The sequence below is a fragment of the Paenibacillus turicensis genome, assembly GCF_050461185.1.
Classification (GTDB): domain Bacteria; phylum Bacillota; class Bacilli; order Paenibacillales; family Paenibacillaceae; genus Fontibacillus; species Fontibacillus turicensis_A.
Window position 1 is genome coordinate 1,584,370 of record NZ_JBCMOR010000005.1, and the last position, 19,888, is coordinate 1,604,257.

Annotated in this window: 18 protein-coding genes and 4 tRNA genes; 5 read left to right on the top strand and 17 right to left on the bottom strand. The window is 38.3% G+C overall.

All coding sequences use genetic code 11. From position 1 onward, the window contains the following. The first annotated feature begins 105 nt into the window (after positions 1–105). Entirely contained in the window at positions 106–996 is an 891-nt protein-coding gene (locus ABE099_RS09610; protein ID WP_430029698.1) for a rhodanese-related sulfurtransferase, read from the top strand. Between the two features lie 53 nt (positions 997–1,049). After that, positions 1,050–1,700 (top strand): helix-turn-helix transcriptional regulator, encoded by a 651-nt coding sequence (locus ABE099_RS09615; protein ID WP_430029700.1) that lies wholly within the window; start codon positions 1,050–1,052, stop codon positions 1,698–1,700. A 121-nt stretch (positions 1,701–1,821) separates the two neighbouring features. Here the strand turns inward: ABE099_RS09615 and ABE099_RS09620 are convergent, their stop codons facing one another. Then, positions 1,822–2,076: a DUF1450 domain-containing protein gene (locus tag ABE099_RS09620; RefSeq protein ID WP_430030563.1), complete on the bottom strand. Its 255-nt coding sequence runs from the start codon at positions 2,074–2,076 to the stop codon at positions 1,822–1,824. 316 nt (positions 2,077–2,392) lie between these two features. Between ABE099_RS09620 and ABE099_RS09625 the strand changes: the two genes are divergently transcribed. Further along, positions 2,393–3,007: a superoxide dismutase gene (locus ABE099_RS09625; RefSeq protein WP_210088098.1), complete on the top strand. Its 615-nt coding sequence runs from the start codon at positions 2,393–2,395 to the stop codon at positions 3,005–3,007. Between the two features lie 66 nt (positions 3,008–3,073). Here the strand turns inward: ABE099_RS09625 and ABE099_RS09630 are convergent, their stop codons facing one another. Then, the gene (locus ABE099_RS09630; protein WP_430029703.1) at positions 3,074–4,114 is read right to left on the bottom strand and encodes a LacI family DNA-binding transcriptional regulator; all 1,041 of its coding nucleotides are present in this window, start codon (positions 4,112–4,114) and stop codon (positions 3,074–3,076) included. 108 nt (positions 4,115–4,222) lie between these two features. Between ABE099_RS09630 and ABE099_RS09635 the strand changes: the two genes are divergently transcribed. Continuing rightward, positions 4,223–5,140, top strand: coding sequence for an ROK family protein (locus ABE099_RS09635; protein WP_430029706.1), 918 nt, complete (start codon positions 4,223–4,225; stop codon positions 5,138–5,140). A gap of 24 nt (positions 5,141–5,164) precedes the next feature. Beyond that, positions 5,165–6,109 carry a mannose-6-phosphate isomerase, class I gene (manA, locus tag ABE099_RS09640; protein ID WP_430029708.1) on the top strand — a complete coding sequence of 315 codons (945 nt, stop codon included), beginning with the start codon at positions 5,165–5,167 and terminating at the stop codon, positions 6,107–6,109. A gap of 111 nt (positions 6,110–6,220) precedes the next feature. Here manA and ABE099_RS09645 read toward each other — a convergent pair whose 3' ends face one another. The 15 genes from ABE099_RS09645 to ABE099_RS09715 form a co-directional block, all read right to left on the bottom strand. Further along, positions 6,221–6,433, bottom strand: coding sequence for a DUF3006 domain-containing protein (locus tag ABE099_RS09645; RefSeq protein ID WP_430029711.1), 213 nt, complete (start codon positions 6,431–6,433; stop codon positions 6,221–6,223). Between the two features lie 6 nt (positions 6,434–6,439). Beyond that, on the bottom strand, positions 6,440–7,336 hold the full coding sequence (locus tag ABE099_RS09650) for a ComEC/Rec2 family competence protein (RefSeq protein ID WP_430029714.1): 897 nt from the start codon (positions 7,334–7,336) through the stop codon (positions 6,440–6,442). A 210-nt stretch (positions 7,337–7,546) separates the two neighbouring features. After that, entirely contained in the window at positions 7,547–9,775 is a 2,229-nt protein-coding gene (locus tag ABE099_RS09655; protein WP_430029716.1) for an Ig-like domain-containing protein, read from the bottom strand. Between the two features lie 150 nt (positions 9,776–9,925). Next, positions 9,926–10,588 (bottom strand): uracil-DNA glycosylase, encoded by a 663-nt coding sequence (locus ABE099_RS09660; RefSeq protein WP_430029719.1) that lies wholly within the window; start codon positions 10,586–10,588, stop codon positions 9,926–9,928. A gap of 195 nt (positions 10,589–10,783) precedes the next feature. Then, positions 10,784–10,869 (bottom strand) — tRNA-Leu (locus ABE099_RS09665). Between the two features lie 176 nt (positions 10,870–11,045). Next, the gene (locus ABE099_RS09670; protein WP_430029721.1) at positions 11,046–11,504 is read right to left on the bottom strand and encodes a YhcH/YjgK/YiaL family protein; all 459 of its coding nucleotides are present in this window, start codon (positions 11,502–11,504) and stop codon (positions 11,046–11,048) included. Between the two features lie 331 nt (positions 11,505–11,835). After that, a tRNA-Leu gene (locus ABE099_RS09675) sits at positions 11,836–11,921 on the bottom strand. Positions 11,922–12,113: 192 nt separating this feature from the next. Beyond that, positions 12,114–12,187: transfer RNA gene (locus ABE099_RS09680), tRNA-Ile, on the bottom strand. Between the two features lie 10 nt (positions 12,188–12,197). Next, positions 12,198–12,271, bottom strand: a tRNA-Met gene (locus ABE099_RS09685). A 59-nt stretch (positions 12,272–12,330) separates the two neighbouring features. After that, the gene (locus ABE099_RS09690) at positions 12,331–12,495 is read right to left on the bottom strand and encodes a hypothetical protein (RefSeq protein WP_210088089.1); all 165 of its coding nucleotides are present in this window, start codon (positions 12,493–12,495) and stop codon (positions 12,331–12,333) included. Positions 12,496–12,664: 169 nt separating this feature from the next. Beyond that, positions 12,665–14,158 carry an ABC transporter substrate-binding protein gene (locus ABE099_RS09695; protein ID WP_430029723.1) on the bottom strand — a complete coding sequence of 498 codons (1,494 nt, stop codon included), beginning with the start codon at positions 14,156–14,158 and terminating at the stop codon, positions 12,665–12,667. Beyond that, entirely contained in the window at positions 14,155–15,048 is an 894-nt protein-coding gene (locus ABE099_RS09700; RefSeq protein WP_210088087.1) for an ABC transporter ATP-binding protein, read from the bottom strand. Before ABE099_RS09700 ends, ABE099_RS09695 begins: the two co-directional genes overlap by 4 nt. A 1-nt stretch (position 15,049) precedes the next feature. Continuing rightward, positions 15,050–17,941 (bottom strand): ABC transporter permease, encoded by a 2,892-nt coding sequence (locus ABE099_RS09705; RefSeq protein ID WP_430029725.1) that lies wholly within the window; start codon positions 17,939–17,941, stop codon positions 15,050–15,052. Then, positions 17,941–19,038: an efflux RND transporter periplasmic adaptor subunit gene (locus tag ABE099_RS09710; protein WP_430029727.1), complete on the bottom strand. Its 1,098-nt coding sequence runs from the start codon at positions 19,036–19,038 to the stop codon at positions 17,941–17,943. Before ABE099_RS09710 ends, ABE099_RS09705 begins: the two co-directional genes overlap by 1 nt. Further along, positions 19,001–19,861 (bottom strand): ABC transporter ATP-binding protein, encoded by an 861-nt coding sequence (locus ABE099_RS09715; RefSeq protein ID WP_430029730.1) that lies wholly within the window; start codon positions 19,859–19,861, stop codon positions 19,001–19,003. The genes ABE099_RS09710 and ABE099_RS09715 overlap by 38 nt, the downstream gene beginning before the upstream one ends. Between the last annotated feature and the right edge of the window lie 27 nt (positions 19,862–19,888).

The following is a 19,888-nucleotide window of genomic DNA, read 5'->3' on the forward strand; positions in this document are numbered from 1 at the left end:
ATCCCAATTAAGAGCATACATACTATACTTACTATACTTTAATATTGACTAAGTACATAAAATTCAATACAATTCAGAAGAAAATATATAATTTAGGTGGTGCATATGGAACAACTTCAATATAGAGTACTGTTGTACTATAAATATGTCACAATTCATGATCCAGAGCAATTCACACAAGAGCATTTACGCTATTGTAAAAACCTTGGACTTAAAGGCAGAATCCTCATTGCAAGTGAAGGGATAAACGGAACTGTTTCAGGAACTATAGCGCAAACTGAGCAATATATGGCGGATTTACGAGCTAACCCCCTATTTTCAGATATCGTCTTCAAAGTAGATGAGGTTGAGACACATACATTTAAAAAAATGTTTGTTCGTTACAAGGAGGAGCTTGTTACTTTTAGATACGAACGTGAGCTTGACCCCAATCAAATTACAGGTAAGCACTTATCACCTAAGGAGTTTTATGAGCAGCTACAGCAAGATGATGTTATTATTTTAGATGGACGAACCGACTATGAATATGATATTGGTCATTTTCGTGGTGCAATCCGACCAGATGTTGAATCGTTCAGAGAATTCCCAGAATGGATTCGCAACAATATGGCACAATTTAAGGATAAAAAAGTTCTTACCTATTGTACAGGTGGCATTCGTTGTGAGAAATTAACGGGATTTTTAATCCATGAAGGTTTTACAGATGTTAACCAACTTGATGGTGGTATTGTTACTTATGGTAAGGATTCGGAAGTACAAGGTCGATTGTTTGATGGGAAATGTTACGTTTTTGATGAGCGGATTTCTGTACCCATTAATCGAACTGATGAAGATATCGTTGTAGGTACTTGCTTCCATTGTCATGAGTCTAATGATCAATATATTAATTGCCCTGAGTGTAACTTACAATATATTAGCTGTGATTCTTGTTATGTGGAGCACCAAGGCTTTTGCTCTGATGAATGTAGACATAAATTTCAGACTCGTGCATCCTAAGATTACTTGCTTAATGAGCATCCTTAACCTTAACGACTAGGAGGTGTATCACCATGAAAATGAATCAAGAGCTTTCCACTAGGGAACAAATACTTCATATGATGAAAACAAGCGGTCCTCTTAGTACAAAGGAAATTACGGATGAGTTAGGTATAACTGAAATGGCTGTACGTCGACATCTTGGCACAATGGAGAGAGATGGGCTTATTGAGTCAAAATTAGTGCGGCCAACCATGGGAAGGCCTACCGCTGTTTATGGACTAACAGAGCAAGGAGACAACCTTTTTCCTAAAAAATATCATACACTTACACTAGACTTGTTAGATGTTTTAGCTGAAGAAACAGATTATGAGCTTGTAGATCGCTTATTTGATCGTCGAAAAGAAAAACTAGAACAACAATACAAATCTTCAATGGCAGGCAAGTCCTTTGAGGATAAAGTTAAAACATTAGCACAAATTCAAAATGACAACGGTTATATGACCAAGTTAGAGCAACAGGATGAAAACGAATATATACTCATTGAGCACAATTGCCCCATCTCACAAATTGCTAATCAATATCAGCATGCCTGTGAATGTGAGCTAAAACTATTTGAATCCTTATTAGATGCTAATGTTGAGCGCAGTGAGTGCCTAGCTCAAGAAGGAAATTGTTGTCGCTATACGATTACAAAAGAGAAGTCTTCAGAAAAAGAGGCTTAAAATTTAGATATGATTTTATGTTTTTGTATAGTCCAATAAATAAAAAATGAACTGTACCCCAATACTTAGACAAGTTCTAACTAGTTGTGGTGCAGTTCAATTATTTTATACTATATCTATCCTATTCAACATCATATTCAAGCAATTCATCTTTAATTTTTTGTTTTATCGCTTGAAGACATGTTTCTTCCGATTTTGCTACAACCCTTTTGCCATTTACTAAAGCGTATGGGCGAAGCTTACATAACCCACACAAGTTAAGACAATCTGTACGCATCACTGCAACTTCAGGAAATTCCTCCTCCAACTGTTCAAGCTCAAGCTTGCTTAACACATTGGTTTCACACACTTCCACAACAACAATGCCTAGTCCCATACCTTCACCACCATTATTTATTATTTTGCTTCGTAGTAGGCTTATCATACATATGATGCTTCCTAAAGCATAACTAATTTGTTTGCTTATCAAATTAATGGGTAATAAATAAACATGACTGTAATTATGTCTAAGACAATTCTTTTTGTCAATGCTATAAAATCCCGTTAATGAGAGCCTATTGTAATATAAAATAAGCATAATTATTTAGTTAACATACTTACCATACATTTATGTTGACTAAGTGTATTGAATTAATTATAATAAAGATATCAAATCTAATATTTACATATTATCAGAGAGGATGAATTATATAATGGCACATCAATTACCAGCTTTACCTTACGCTAATAACGCTTTGGAACCACACATTGACGCTTTAACTATGGAGATTCACCACGATCGTCACCACAACACTTACGTTACGAATTTAAATGCGGCATTAGAATCCGCACCTGAATTGCAAAGCAAATCTGTTGAGGAACTTATTGCAGATTTAGATAGCGTTCCTGAAGCAATCCGCACTGCAGTTCGCAACAATGGTGGTGGTCATGCTAACCACTCCTTGTTCTGGGAAATCATCGGTCCTAACGGTGGCGGACAGCCTTCTGGTAAATTAGCAGATGCAATCGCTAACGAGCTTGGTGGCTTCGATAAATTTAAAGAAGATTTCGCTAAAGCAGCAACAACTCGCTTTGGTAGTGGCTGGGCATTCCTAGCTGTTGATGCTAACGGTAAATTATCCGTATACAGCTTGCCAAATCAAGATTCACCAATTATGGAAGGCAAAACTCCTATTTTAGGTTTAGATGTTTGGGAGCATGCTTACTACTTAAATTATCAAAACAAACGTCCTGACTACATCGCGGCCTTCTTTAACGTAATTAACTGGTCTGAAGTTGAAAAACGTTATGAAGCAGCTGTAAAATAAGCATTTTAATAGAAACGATTGCCAACTTGCTTGGTAATCGTTTTTTTGTTTCTCTATATCGTCTCCTTATAGTCCCATCACAGATTGACGCTCCACTAATATTGGTGGGATAGAATAACGTAATGCTGCCCTATAGTTTATAAAAGTGCTTGCAGAAGTCGTGATTAACAGCTTAGCTGCTGCTTCACATATTTTCTCCTTCTGTACTGACATCGTAGTTATAGGTAAATGATTTGAGTTAGGTGATGTTATATCATCAAAACCAATAATGGAAGGCCACGTTTGCTGAGGAACCCCCAATTCAAGTAAAACATCTTGTAAAATATATGCTGTTCGATCATTGCCACAAAAAAAGGCGGTTGGAAGCTGATTTAGTTTAGATAGCTTAGCTATAAAGAGCTCTATTTCTGCTTTTGTATTACTAAAGCTTTCTGATTGAGTAAGTTGAAGGTGGGGCCGAATCGTCAGCTGATGTTGCTCTAACGCGGTTAAATAACCAAACCAACGCTCCTCATGACTTGTTGTTAAATTTACAGGACCAATAAATCCTATCTCCTTATGCCCTTTTGCTATTAAATAGTTTACCGCCTCACATGCCCCTTCAATATTACTTGAAGTAACGACAGGACAAGGCAAATCGCGGTAATAGGAGTCTAACATCACAAGTGGTACATCAAGTTCATATATAAATTTTGCGTAAGCATAATCTATAATCCCAAACAAAATAATACCCCGATAAGCAATGTCATTTAGCAATCTAGGCAGCTTTAGTGTCCTCTCCGTTTCTTTATCGATCCTGACGACAACTGCATTCATGCCCTCTTCCCGAATTTTCTGTTCTAACCCCCACAACATATCATGAAAAAATTGAAAATGGTCTTGATCTTCATAGCTCATTACACGTTCAGGAATCAAAACCATAATATTATTATTTAATTCCGTTAAATTTGTATTACTATATCCTAATTCCTTTGCACATTGTAAAACAAGCTCACGTGTTGCATTGCTAACGCCCTTTTTATTCATCAAAGCAAGCGACACTGCATTTTTAGAAATGTTCAGCTTATTTGCAATATCCTGCATCGTAATTTTTTTCTTTTTACTCAAGCTTTTCAACCTCCACAAAACATGATAAACTTAGCTCAACATTACTTTACTAACTATATCTTTGTCAAGTTTGTCAAGTTGAAATACAAAGATTGGAGGCTACCTTTGATGAACTATGCAATTGGAATTGATATTGGTGGGACAAAAATTGCGATTGGGCTTGTTGATTCACAAGGTTCGATTACTGCGCAAACTACATTGCCTACCGATTTGTCAATTTCTCCAGATGAGATGATAACACGTGTTGCCAATGCAACAACACAATTGCTACACGAACATGCTATTCCTAGCTCTTCAATTGCTGGTATCGGTGTAGGTGCACCAGGGCCACTTAATACGCAAAAAGGAATTATTGTAGAACCGCCAAATTTACGAAGCTGGTGGAACTTTTCTATCATCCAATCATTACAACGCTATTTTAATTTCCCGATCTTTTTTGAAAACGATGCCACAGCAGCAGCATTAGCAGAAAAATGGGTTGGTGCAGCTCAAAAATTGGATCACTTTATTTTTATGACGATAAGTACCGGCATCGGTGCTGGCATATTTGCACATGGAAAATTATTAACAGGGGCTACAGGTAATGCTGGCGATATTGGTCATATCGTTATAGATCCATCTGCTGGACATTGTAACTGCGGTCAAGATGGGTGTTTTGAATACATTGCATCTGGTACTGCGATTGCAAGGCAGGCATCCCAAATACTAGACCAACAAGTAACAAGTAAGGAAGCATTTGAGCTTGCAGCAAATGGTCATATGGAGATGAAAAGGCTTGTGGATCAGGTATTCCGCTACATTGCTATCGGATGTGTAACACTCATTAATACGTTTGATCCTGAACAGGTCATTATTGGTGGTGGGGTTTCTCAGGTTGGTCCCGCTTTATTTGAAACAATCCAAAGCTATGTCGGGAAAAATGCGTTAAATCCTACTGGAAGAAGCACCCCAATCATACCTGCACAGCTCCAGCAAAATGCGGGATTAATTGGTGCGGCCGCTCTAGTACATGTATCTTATAAATAATAAATGGTTTAAAGGAGATTAATTATGATGCAACCAATTTTTTTATCCCCTGTTTTTCAAGAACGGATTTGGGGTGGACAAAAATTAAAAACGTTATTTGCTTATGATCTTCCTTATGCTCGTACAGGAGAATGTTGGGCAGTCTCCGCACATCCGAATGGACAAAGTGTAGTAAGGGAGGGAACATTCACAGGCTTAACTCTAGGTGAACTGTGGGATTCACATCCAGAGCTATTTCAATCTAGCTCCCCCCGCTTTCCGCTATTAACTAAAATTTTAGATGCATCTGATAATTTGTCTGTTCAGGTACATCCAAATGATGAATACGCTAACCTTCATGAGAATGGGGAATTAGGGAAAACAGAATGCTGGTATATCCTTGATGCGGAGCCAGGGGCTGAAATTATTTACGGCCATGCGGCACAGACTAAGAAACAACTAATTTCATATATTAAAGAGGGTAAATGGGATGATTTACTGACTAAGGTTCCTGTGCAAGCTGGCGATTTCTTTTATGTACCAAGTGGAACGATTCATGCCCTTGGCAAAGGAATTGTTGTATTAGAAACTCAACAAAGCTCTGACACGACTTATCGTGTATATGATTATAATCGTATGGATAAGGATGGAAACACTAGAGAGCTACATTTAGAAAAAGCAATTGACGTCACTACCATTCCACAAGTATATGTCCCTACTAAACCTGAGCAAAAAAATAAAGGTGGAATCATTATAACTAAGCTCGTTTCAAATGAGTTTTTCACTGTAGAAAAGTGGGATATTACTAATAACACCACATTGCCAGCACATACAAAATACACAATATGTAGCGTGATAGCTGGACAAGGTTCATTACAGATAGGTTCAAAAAGCTATGCTCTTACTAAAGGCGATCATTTTATCCTACCTGTAAATTTTGGCGAATACACACTTAAAGGGGACTTCTCTGTAATTATTTCCCGGGAATAGTTAGTTTCTGATCTAAAACAAAAACAGGAGGTCAAGGCAACATAAACATTGCTTTATCTCCTGTTTCTAAATGCTTAAATATCACTCATTGCCTAAGATTAAATCCTTAAGCTAATCTTCCCATAGATCATCCATAAGCTTCTTTATAGATTGCGAACGCGCAGCAGTCTGTTTCCTATTAGTAATCCACTTGTGTCCATCCCAATCTACAACATCCCCTACTTTTACCGCATGATCAACTAAAGCACGTTGAACAGGTTCAATACGTCCATCGATTTCAATCAAACAATAATCCTCTTCAAATGAATCAATGATAGCTAACATATCCGATTACCTCTCCGTCTTGATTGAATAGTTTAATCCATCTGATCTAAATTCAATTGTTCCTTGGGTATCATTACGATAAATATGGACTCCACTTTCTTGAAGCCGCTTTAACACTGTTGGAGTGGGATGACCGTACTTATTTTCCCCTACTTGAATTACAGCATATTTGGGCTTTACCTCTTTCAAAAATGGAGTAGTCGTTGAGCTTTTTGAACCATGATGACCTACTAACAACACATCACTAGCTAAATTAACTTCGGAGGACAACATCGCTTGCTCACTTTCATTACCAGCATCCCCCGTTAACAAAAATGAGGTTTGACCATATTGAATACGTATCACAGCACTCATGTTATTGTTATCCAGTCCATTTAGTATGGGAGCAATCATATTAATATCGATCTTATCCTCTAACTCCAAGGATAACCCTGCTTTAGCTGTAGTAATCTTTAAACCTTTATTTTTAATTACTCTTAATAAGTTCTCAAACGTTTTTGTATTGTTCTGCACCTTTGGCATATAAATTTTGCCAACGTCCGCATACTTTATTGCAGCAATTAGCCCACCAATATGGTCTGCATCAGGATGTGTAGCAATGACAATATCTAATCGCTTTACTCCATAATGCTGTAAATACTGTACCATTTTCTCTTGTTGATCATTATTTCCACCATCAATTAACATCGTTTTACCCGATGGAGTAATGATTAACTGGGATGCACCTTGTCCAACATCTAAAAAGTTAACTTGTAGTTGTTGCCCTTTGAGCTGTTGTTCTTGTAACTGTTGCCCTTGTATAGATCCCTGCTGGACATCATTAACTAAGTCTGTTTCTTCTAAAAAATGATAACCAAAGGCGACAAATAACGCCATGACTAATCCATACCACATTTTTTTCATTTTATGAACTTTTCGCCTTGATCTAGCCCTAGTCCCTTTTGATTTATTTCCTCTGCTTGTGCTCGTGATGTCCATACTCCTTTATCAGTTAAATAGTTAAATTTGTTAAATCATAACGTTTAATAAACATATAAAATAAAAACTGGCACTCAACAATATTAACGTTGATATGCCAGTCGGATAACTATCATAACATATAGTTATTTTACTTTATTTTACAACCACTGTAATTGAGATAGTTTTTCCATCAAATTTACCTTTAATTGTAGCTGTACCTTTCGCAATTGCCTCAATCCGTCCTGCGTTCATCTTAGCAACTGCTGGTTTACTGCTGGTCCAATTTACACTATTCGTTACGATTGCCGTTTTACCTGTATCATACTCTGCGGTAACAACTATATTATGAGTAGAACCAGGTGCAGCATTAATCCGTTTCGTATTTGCATAAACCTTCTTTAACTTAGGAACTACATTTACAGTCACTGTCGCATTATGACCTTGATAAGATCCACTTAACGTAACAGTTCCTTCATTAACCCCTCTCACAGAGGAGGTATTCAGTGTCACTACATCAGAATTAGAGAGCTGCCAGTTCATTTTTGTAGATAAATTTACTGTTTTACCATCCTTGTAGTAACCAGTCACTTTAATGGATTTAGAGCTTTTTACATTTACATTAAGATTCGTAGGCTCAACAACAATCTTAGTTATTTTTTGTTCAAATGTAACAGGTATTGAAATTTCCTTATTAGAATAAGTTCCTTTTAATACTGCTGAGCCTTTGGATAAGCCTTTAATTTTTTTACCGTCAGTAGCATCCTTTATTACCCCATTAGCACCTGTAAGTTTCCAGGTTAGCTGGTTTTGAAAATTAGGCTGTTCATTCCCATTTTCCCATACAACTGTAATGCTAGGTAAACTTTGTTCTTCTCCAACAACAACAATCAAACGCTCCGGATCAGATAACATCGTTAACACTTTTTCCTTAATCGTTACAGTTACTGTTACTGTTTTGCTCCGAACTGGAGATGTACCAGATGTAATATTTGCTTCTGGAAGCCGAGCTGTTAACACAGCAGTACCCGCAGATTTCGCTACGACTTTTCCATCCTCTGCAATGGTAGCGATATCCTCGCGGCTAGACGTCCACTTCACATATTTGTTAAAATCCATACTTTCATTATCAAGCTTTGTTGCTGTAATGGCTGGAAGCTTCGCAGTATCCCCATTTAATAAGTCGATTTCTTTTTCCTTGGCAGTAATATCTACAACCGTTGGAAGCACCTTCACGTTAACACTCTTACTAACGCCATGATAACTTACTTTAACAACAGAATCACCCACAGCCTTTGCTTCAATCAAACCTGCATTGACTGTAACAGGTAGTTGATTAGAGGAGCTCCATGTCGCAGAGGTAGTTACATCTTGAGTCGTATTTACACCACTACGCACTTCAGCTTTAGCATTCCATTTTTCGCCAATAAACATAACAATGTCTTCTGACGGTGTTAACATAATCGCTTCATATGGACTACGAACATAAGCATCAACTTCTGCACTTACACCTAAGTAAGTAACCTTAATTGTAGTTTTACCTGCAGCTAAGATGGTAAGCTTTCCATTTTCAACTTTAGCAACGTTAACATCAGACGAAGTCCAATTCCCTTTTTCGGTTACATCCTGAAGGGAATTATCCGTAGCTAAAGAGGTTTTAGCATTTAAGTTGATTGAGCTATCACCTACAACTAGTTCTAGCTCCTTTAAAGCATCAGATGAGCTCTCTTTAGTAATTCTTAATGCAGTATAAGGCGAGCTTACTGTCGCTTTATATGTAGCTGTTAAGCCAGAATATTTAGCAGTAATTGTAGCAGAACCTTCACCAACTAATGTAATTTGCCCTTTAGAGATCGTAAGCACATTACCATTTGAGGTTGTCCATTCCGCATCATCTGTCACATCTACTGGTGTAGCAGAATCCACATTTGTTTTCGCAGTCGCTTTTACCTTTAACTGCTCTTCAGTGTTGCCTAACGTATATTTACCTTCTAAGGAATAAGATAAATCGAGCTTCTTATATGTTTCAACCGCTTTAACCTCAATTGTCGAAATGGCACTACCATGTGTGGCCTTAACCATAGTTGTACCAGCTTTGAGCGGCGTCAGAAATCCATTTTCTACTTTTACTATGCTATCATCGTTAGATTTCCAAGTTACATTGCCAGTCACATCTCTTTTTACAGTAGAACCTTCTACAGTAGCCCATACCTTTAATTGTTTTGTAGTTTTACCGACTGTTAATTCCAATGTTGAGGAAGAGCCTTCAATGTCTATAGATAAAACATCTCCAGTGGCTGCAAATACTCCTGACGGGAAAACTATGCTGAGCAGTAACGCAGAAATTAGCACCCATCTGCTCACCCATTTCCTGTTTACTAACATTTTATTCTCTCCTTTTAATCAGATTTCCAAATTTTCGTATACTCATACTATTCCTTTATCGTCTAATAGGAGTAATTACGTAAGTCTTTTTGACATAATTGATACAATTGAACTAGTTTTACTACCATTTAAAGCAATCTAAAACGATCGTTACTTCAAACTCCAGTCTATCGGTACTTCATTAAGTCTAGTTAAATGCTGATTTATCGTCGAAAATGGCTTGCTGCCAAAAAAACCTCTTCTTGCCGCTAATGGGCTTGGATGTGCAGACGTTAAAACAACATGCCGTTCTGTATTAATCTTTTCACCCTTCTTTTGAGCATGTGCTCCCCATAACACAAAAATAACTGGTTGCTGACGCTCATTTAATGCCCCTATAACTGCGTCTGTAAATACTTCCCACCCTTTTCCTTGGTGAGATGCTGCTTCGCCTTCACGTACCGTTAAAACGTTATTTAAAAGTAATACCCCTTGCTCTGCCCATGGCGTCAAATCACCTGTCGTCGGAATATCTACACCAAGGTCACTTGCCATTTCTTTATAAATGTTTCTTAGTGACGGTGGAATCTTGACCCCATCCTGTACAGAAAAGCTAAGTCCATGAGCTTGTCCAGCACCATGATATGGATCTTGCCCAATAATGACTACTTTCGTATTTACAAAACTAGTGAGTTTTAAGGCCTCAAAAATATTTTCTTTAGGGGGAAAAACAGTATCCTGCTCATATTGTAAATCAGCCCATTTCATTAAGCTTTTAAAATATTCCTGATTTATTTCATTTTCTAAAATTTGATCCCAATCATTTCCAAACAACAGTTCATCTCTCCTTTTGAATATAGCAATATGTATATTTTTCTAAGTTTCTAATATATTTAGCATACGACAGCAAGGGGATGAGGGCAACCGCTTTTATATATTTAACACGTATACTGAAGGAAAAAAGCGCAAAAAAAAGAGCGTTCATAATATGAACACCCTTTTTCTTCTAAGCGTATGTAATACATGTAATGCCGAGAACCGGAATCGAACCGGTACGGTAGTCACCTACCGCAGGATTTTAAGTCCTGTGCGTCTGCCAGTTCCGCCACCCCGGCTTAAACAAGAAACAAATTAACTGAACGCCTGTAATATAGAATATAACATAAACACGTTATATAATGCAAGTGTTTTTTATTATTAGATACCATAGGTTCGTATTGTTGACGTTATAAAAGTAGCACCACCCTCCAAGGATGATGCTACACTGTTTATCTACTCTTCATTTTCAATTCTATACTTGCACCTTTAAAACCACTTTTTTTACAGCTACAGACTCTTCTGAGCTAATCGAAGCCTGATGAGCATCCTGAGGGAAAAATACTGCAAACTGACCCGCATTTAGCTGTAAAGCATTAGTTTTTATTGTTGGAACTTCATAGCTAACCTTATCTTTCTCTACTATGTAGTCGCCCTTCATCACAAGCTGATCAGTTGGAGCAACATTAATTTGCTCATTACCTTCAATCAAATATTGAATATCAATATATTTACGATGACTTTCCCAACCACAATTCTCTTCTGGTTTGCTATTGTAGTGCTGAATCATTGCATAAATATTTTGACCATCAATCTCATATTTACCTGGTTCTAGCTCTGCTACGCCCGGTTGCTTTAAGAAATCAAACGCTTGTGCGAAGCCTGGGTATGCTTGGCGATATTGTTCTTCTTGCTCTAATGCTGCTAAAATCAAGGTGTACGCCTTCTTTCTATTTATAGTAATTATTAATTTACCATAAATGAGCTTAAAATAACCACATCTTTAATCACACAATAAAAATACATAAACGCTAGGGAGTATCTGAAAAGTCAGCAGGGAGCAGATGTTGGCGAATTTTCGATCTATACAAGGCACTTTTACGCAGGCTTACCGGGGGTAAGTCAAGGAAAAGTAACGCAGTAGAGGATGAAAAGGCGGTAACAGATGACCTTGAATGACTTTTCAGACACGACCTAAGTTACATAAATAAAAACATCGTATTGTCCTCCTTTTACAAAGAGAAAAATACGATGTTTTTCAATGATGCCGAGAACCGGACTTGAACCGGTACGATAGTCACCTACCGCAGGATTTTAAGTCCTGTGCGTCTGCCAATTCCGCCATCCCGGCTTAATAAGAGATTTAACGAGGACTACGTTAAATTCATACAGGAGTTATATCCTGTATTCATGACTATACCACATATCAAAGTTATGTTGCAAGTAATATTTTACTTTTTTCTTATAACACATACTAGATTTAGTATGAATATATTCTCTATAAAACAAAAACTCCCTTGCTAGACAAGGGAGTTACTTGCTATGGGCCCTGAGGGACTTGAACCCCCGACCAATCGGTTATGAGCCGACCGCTCTAACCAACTGAGCTAAGGGCCCGCAAATCTAATTGCGGGGGCAGGATTTGAACCTACGACCTTCGGGTTATGAGCCCGACGAGCTACCGAACTGCTCCACCCCGCGATAATAAACAGCGACAAGTAATAATATACACGATAATGAAGCGATTCGTCAAGTATTATTTATTGGATAAAACGCACCCCATATTTTCCTTTTCGCGAACGATAAATTTCAACCTCTCTCATTTCATCAAAACCATAAATCCAACCATCCTGTTCCAATCGCTTAGCAAGGCAACCGGCTTGAAATTTTGTTTTGTATAATTTATTAAAGTAAACCCATTGCATATAAATCCTCCTATAAGCTTATTTAAGCTATAGAATACCCAATTGCATACAAAACATTAAAAAAAGTTGTAATCAAAAAAACAAAGTCTTATTAGCTGATTTGGGACTCAGCCCACGTTTTAACAGCTAATAAGACTTTATTATCAATCAATATACGAAGAATAAAGGACTAACGTGCAATTCCTTCTTCACTTGGTACATATGGCGTACCATCCTCTTGAAATTGAACCTTAGGATTGTTTTTAAGCTCGATCAGCATTTTATTGCCATCCTCGGTCCATTTCTTTAATGCTTCTTCTACACTTAATTTATTCTCAACCACCTGTCGGAAATACTTATTACCATCATTAACCTGATTTAATCCTGGCTTCTCTATATACAGCTTTTCTAAAGTTGAATTAGTTGGTGGTACAGGTTTTAATTTATAGAAAGCTTCAACATTATAATCTAAACCTTGTTTAGGCTTAATAAATGATTTACGTGATACCATCTCATAACTTGAACCACTGCGCGATCTGAGCTTAGCAAAATCTTCACCATTTACAAACTTGATAAATTCCCAAGCAGTTTCAGCATTAGGTGCAGTGTTATTTATTGCAAAAATATTGCTCAAGTACATATTCCCACCAATATCTGGTTTTTCAGCATGAACAGGAACAGTAACTACATCCCAATCTACGGCTTTGAAATCTTTGATTTCTCCTACCGCATTTTTATTTGCATTTTCAATTTGATTAATATAATTGGTATCGCCAATCAGCATTCCCAATCTACCTTGTAAAAATAAATCATTACTAATTGGTGTCCAGTTTCCATCATCACTTACTGTATCCTGATCAGTTGGGACAATTTTATCTTTCATTAGCTTAGCAATCGATTCCCATGACTTTTTCCATTGTGGTGAATTTACAGTCATCGTTTCCGCTTTATCGTCAAACGTTTTAAGCTGAAGTGTATTCATATAAATATTTTGCATACTCCAGTATGCATCACCACCATATGAGCTAAATGAGAAGCCAAAGGTTCTTTCCTTTCCTTCACCTTTCGCCAATCTAGTTGCTGTTGCAAAAACTTCATCCCATGTCATATTGTCTTTGGGTACTTCTACGCCTGCATCTGTAAACACTTTTTTATTATAAAATAATGCAGATGAGGTAAACGATGGTGTAAGTCCGTATAGCTTACCATCCCCAATATCTTTTAAGCCACCTAATACAGCAGGGACGATATCAGTCGTATCAAATTTATCCTCTTGCATTAATGGATCAAGCTGTTTGAGCATATTTTCTTGAACTAATTTTTTTAATGTACCTGTGTCCGCAATTACGATATCAACAGGGTTATCTCCTGTCATTAGTTTCTTTAAACTTTCAAACTCATCGGGTCTCTCTCTTTGTTTACTTTCACTAAACTGATAAGAGGAGTAATCGATAGCAGGTACGATTTCAAAGGTTACATTTTTATTTGAGTACTCAAACAAATCGGTATATTGCTGACGGAAATAAGAATCATCAGTGGATCCGTATAAGACACCAATTCTTACTACCTTCTGCTCATTTTCATTTTTGGATGTTGTACTCGTACACCCTGCTAGCAGTCCCAATGCCATCGTTGCCACAATGGTAGCGGTCAGTAGCTTTTTAAATTTGTTTTTTTTCGTCATTCAACTTTTTCCCCCTTCACTAACTTTGGTGCTGTAATTACAATTTTATCTCCATCAAATTCCATTGAAGCTCTACCTTCAATTCCTATCGATTCTAAATATTCTTTAGGCACCTGCAATCTTCCTGCTCGGTCAACAACTACAAATGCTTCATGTACCTCTTGTAGGCTGCCACCTCCTTCAAAGCCTTGATCTGCATCATCTAAATTAGGATTGCGCTTCACAAACTCTGTGCTTGTAAGCCCATCTCGAATTGCAACCACTCGATCCACTTTACTCGCTAGCTCCAAGTCATGCGTTACAATAACAACGGTAATTCCTAGCTCTTTATTTACCTGACGGAAAATATTCATAATTCTATCTGAGGTCGCTGTATCCACTGAGCCTGTCGGTTCATCGGCAAGCAACATTTGTGGGCGGTTAGACAAGGATATTGCAATCGCAACCCGCTGCTGTTCCCCACCCGATAATTGATGAAGCTTACTGTGCATCCGATGCTCTAACCCAACCCATTCCAATAACTGCATTGCATAAGCGCGATCTACTTTACCTGTTAGCATCATAGGCATTTCTACATTTTCAAGGGCAGTGAGATAAGGTAACAGGTTGCGGGCATTATTTTGCCACACGAAACCAACCGTTTTTCGCTTGTATTCTACGAGCTGTTCATCCTTGATTTTCAATAAATCCCAGCCGCCAACATTGACCTGACCTGCTGATGGACGATCTAACCCGCCTAAAATGTTTAGAAGCGTAGATTTACCACTCCCACTGTTCCCAATGATGGCCATAATTTCGCCCTGCTCTACATTTAAGTTAAGACCTTGGAGTGCAACAACCTCAATATCTTCTGTTTTAAAGATTTTTACTAAGCCCTCGCATTGAATCATATTAACGTTCCTCTCCCATCTTCACCGCTTGATGCACACGTAAACGGCGAATTTGCCAGAATAGGAGCCCTGCTCCAAGCGTAAGCATCACGAATACAACAACATATAATTGCAGCGTGTCCTTTGAATCAAAGATGATTCTAAATGGTGGAACTTGTGTTGTCACATTGTCTGCCGTTTGTAAAAACGGAAGAAACAGTCTACCTACAACCTTACCGATGACAATCCCTAAAACGATAGACAAACCTGCTGTTAAAATCTGCTCTGCAAGCAACATATTAGTAAGTTGACGCTTAGAGAGTCCCATTGCTCTTAAAATACCAAATTGGACAACACGTCCTGATAAGTTAAAGAACCAATATAATATATAACCAATCAAAGAAATAATGACAGAAACTAAGAAGCCCAAACTTAAAATACCAAATACACCACCACGTGTCGGGTGTTTGGCTTGTGCCACGAGCTCACTTCTTACATCACTAACTGAAGACACTTCAATCCCTTTTTCAGCAAGCTTAGTAACGATTGGTGCAACTTTAGCCCCGTCCTCCATTTTTAACCAAACTTCGTAAGGAATCAATGGCACTTGGTCATAAATATAGTCTAGGTTAGCGATAACAAATGGTGTTTTATCAGGGTATTGTGTAGGCCAATATGGAATAATACCATACACAGCAAAGTCTACCGTTTGTTCTCCAAATGAAACCTGGAACACATCTCCTGGCTTCAGCTTATATTTGTCTGCTAAGGTTTGTGGCACTAAGGCAGCACTTTCATTCATACCTAGCAGATTCAAATATTGGAATGGATGAACCGGGAATAAGTCATTACGGAACCATGCCACCTTAGAAAAATCTAAATTATCTATTCCCATCATAATACCTTGACCTGCTGATCGACCAGAAACGATAATGTTACCTTTTGTTTGAAGTACTCTAGCCGCAGCCTTAACCCCGTCTAATTTACGGAAAATTTCAAATGGTGGCTCAGAATAAATAAGCTTCGTTGGTTGGTTGTTAGGTTGACCTGGATTTCCGCCTTGACCACCGCCAGGGCCTCCACCAGCACCTCCTGGATTACCACCACCTTGACCCCCACCAGCATTATTTTGATTAGGCTTTTTAGCTTCGGGAGTTGAATCCCATACCGTTTTTACAATTACATCAGATCCATACTTATACAATGTACGTTCAGTTGAGTTAAGATCAATTGTTCTCGCCGCAGATGCATTATACACACCAAGTCCTAATGTCAAAACGAGTAAGATCATTAACGGATAATAAGCGGTGGAAGAACGTGATAACTGCGTTAAGCTCAAATAATAAGGAACAGGTAACCAACGTTTACCTAACCAGCCGATCAATTTTAAAATTAACGGGAATACCCGCAAGAAAAATAGCCCCAAAGAAAAAATAGCAATGGCAGGTACAAAAAATAAAAACGGCTGTACTTGTAGCTCGTCAGTTGTCATGCCTGTCTGGAAGGTTAACATTTGTCTTTCGTTAAACATATAAAATCCATAACCGGACAAAGCTAACAGCACAATATCGATAAACCAACGTTGCCAAAATGGCTTTTGATCTGAACGTGCTTGCTTTTGCTTCGCATTAACAATTGAAGCTCTAGCATAGCTTATTGCAGGCAATAACGTGGCAAGGATCGCAATAACAACTGCCCCTAAACCTAATAAAATAGCGTCCATATTAAAGCCAACCGGAATTGATTTCCGATCAACAAACGTTAAGAAGCCATTAGCTGAACCGATACTTTTTGACATAAAGTACCCAAGCAATGGTCCTAAAATCATGGCCACAACACCAAGAATAATACCTTCAAATAAATAAATTAAAATAATTTGGTTGGTAGATGCACCACGACTACGCAACACAGCTATGTCGCTTTTTTGCTTATCTAAGGCTTGTCTAGCATTCATAACAATATAGTAGAATACCATCGCAATCATCGGTGCAGCAAGTGTAAACAATAACGTCTGCATCTGTAAGCTTTGTTTACGGAAATCCTCTAGCAAGTTACCAAATGAAATATCCACCTTTGTATCCTTCAGCTTCTGATACAATTCTACATTTAAACGATCTAATGTATTTGCAAGTGGGGTAAGTTGTGAGGTTTTAATTTCACGTAAATCAAAAGCATAATACCATGCGCTACTATGAACTGGAATCTGTAATTTTTTCAATAAATGCTCATTAAACACTTTATCATTGACATACAGATTGTTCATCATGCTCTCAAAGCCTTGATACCAATAGGGGTCCTGGTCTACTTTAGATTCAAACACACCTACAATTTTTACTTTTAAAACGATATCAAGTCCACTAGCGATCGGATAATTAATAATATCGCCGACATGCAAATCCTGACGATACATTGCTTCCTCTAGCATCATCACTTCGATGACATCACCTTGAACAGCATCCGAAAAAAACTTTCCATTTGTAACTGTAATATGATCCTTAACGTTGTTCATACTAAGCAAGGTCATTGTTCTTGTACGACTAGCATCGACCTTAGTAGGATCATCTGGATAAATCTCACTCGTACGCAAGGAGCGAGTGTTTACATACGTATCAAATGGGAAGCCAATTTCCTGTGGAACCTCATCTGTAATATATTTGTTTACATTTTCTAATGCAGTTGGATCTGTTTTCGCTCCCCCTGAAGCCTGATAGCTCATAAGTAGCGATCCCGCAGGCATCCCTTCGCTGTTAGCGATAAGTGTACTGGAAACGACACGCTTTAGTGAACCATCCGAATACATCGGAATACTTACGGTAAAGGATACGGCAACAATGAGTCCTAACAATGTACTTATAGTTAGCCATTTCGTATTCCACATTTTACGGAACAGCAAACGAATCAACGGCGCACCCATTAACGACCCACTACTTTCTGCCCTGGCGTCAGTCCTTTTTTAATTTCAAGGCTTGTTGACGTTTGCATCCCTACCTCTACATCTACTTCACGTTTACTTCCGTCATTCTCGATTACTTGAACATAATTACGAGAACCAATAGTACGTAAAGCAGCAATTGGAATAACCGTTGCGTCTTCCTTTACCTCAGTAACAATCGTCACTCCGAGCTGTCGACCACGTTCCATATCCTTTGGCATCTTATCTAGTGCTACAATTAAATATTGGTCTAACGAATCTTTTTGTGGCGGTGTATTTCCACCATTATCATTCGGATTGTTATTACTGTTTGCGCTTGGACTTGGCATAACTTTAACTTTACCTTTAAAAGTACCTGCCGCATTAATATCAACTTCAGCATCCATACCTACAGATAATTTGGCTAGATCATCCTTCGAAAATGAGGCAGCCACCACGAGCGACGAGGTATCTGAAATAATCCCTAGAGAGTCATACGCCTTCACGGTCGCTCCCTTCTCTGCCTTGAGAGAAACAATGGTACCTGCGAATGGCGCACGCAATACACCGTCACTAATTTTTTTGCGAAGGTCTACCAGATTTTGGCGTTGCTCTTCAAATACGATCGTTGCCTTCTCAAACTCAATTTCATCCATTTCTTCTTTTTGGCGAAGCTTTTGTTTCATATCTAATTCATTTTGTTTAAAATCAAGCTCTGCCTTACGTAGGTCCTTCTGCAAAGCCTCCGTATCAAGTTCAATAAGTGCAGCACCCTTTTTTACTTTATCTCCAGCCTTCACATGAATCGTTTTAATATGTAGATCACCGTTCGTAAAATAAAGGGGTTCTTCGCGTTGACTCATCAGCTTGCCAACAGCATTTACTGTTTTTTTCAATGTCTCTTTTGTTACGGTATATTCCGGTTTTTTGGATATCGTAGGTGGCTTAATGACAGGCATTTCCTCCTCCTCATCCTCCTTCGGAAGTAATCCACAACCTGAGACAATAACTAATACAAAACATAAACATATAATACCTAAACGTCTATAGACGTTACTTTTGTTATTCGATAAATTTTCCGTCCACCATTTGATAAACATGGTCTGCAACCTCCAAAATCGTAGGATCGTGTGTAGTCATACAAATGGTTACTTGCTCCGTTAGTATGATATTTTTAAATACGGTCATAACCTGAGCACCCATTTGTGAATCAAGATTTGCTGTAGGTTCATCGGCTAGCAACAGCTTAGGTCGGTGTGCAATGGCTTTCGCGATCGCAACACGTTGTTGCTCACCACCCGACATCTCAAATGGTCGGTGATGCATTCTTTTTCCGAGTCCAACTAATTCAAGACAATGCCGAATTCTCGGCTTCCATTCTGATGATGGAATGTCAGCCATCCGTAAAGATAGCTCTACATTTTCCCAAGCTGAAAGTAACGGCAACAAAGCATAAGCCTGAAAAATAAAGCCAATCTGATTGCGCCTTAGCAATGTTCTTTTATCATCACTTAGCACATGTATCGGCTCATCTCTAAACCAGATTTCACCAGATGATGGCTGATCCAGCCCACCTAGCATATTAAGCAGCGTTGTTTTACCAGAACCCGAACGTCCTCTTAGCATGACAAGTTGTCCTGCTTCAACCTCCATATTAATTCCTTTAAGTACATGTACTTCACCATTGCCAACTGGAAATGATCGGTGTACCTCCTTCACCTTAAGAACCGGTCCTGTGAAGGTATCCTCTTCAGGAGCTATTGAGATCGTTTCCTCTTGTACACCCTCTTCAGCAGTAGGAGCTACTTCGTCAGTTGACGCTCCCTCCGGTTCGGCAAACAGCGCTAAACGATCTGCAGTAATGACTTCTGCTTCATGTTCAGACTTATCCTTTTCCCTTGATTTACGAAACCATCGCTTCATTTGTGTATCGTTCTCCTATTTCTCCTA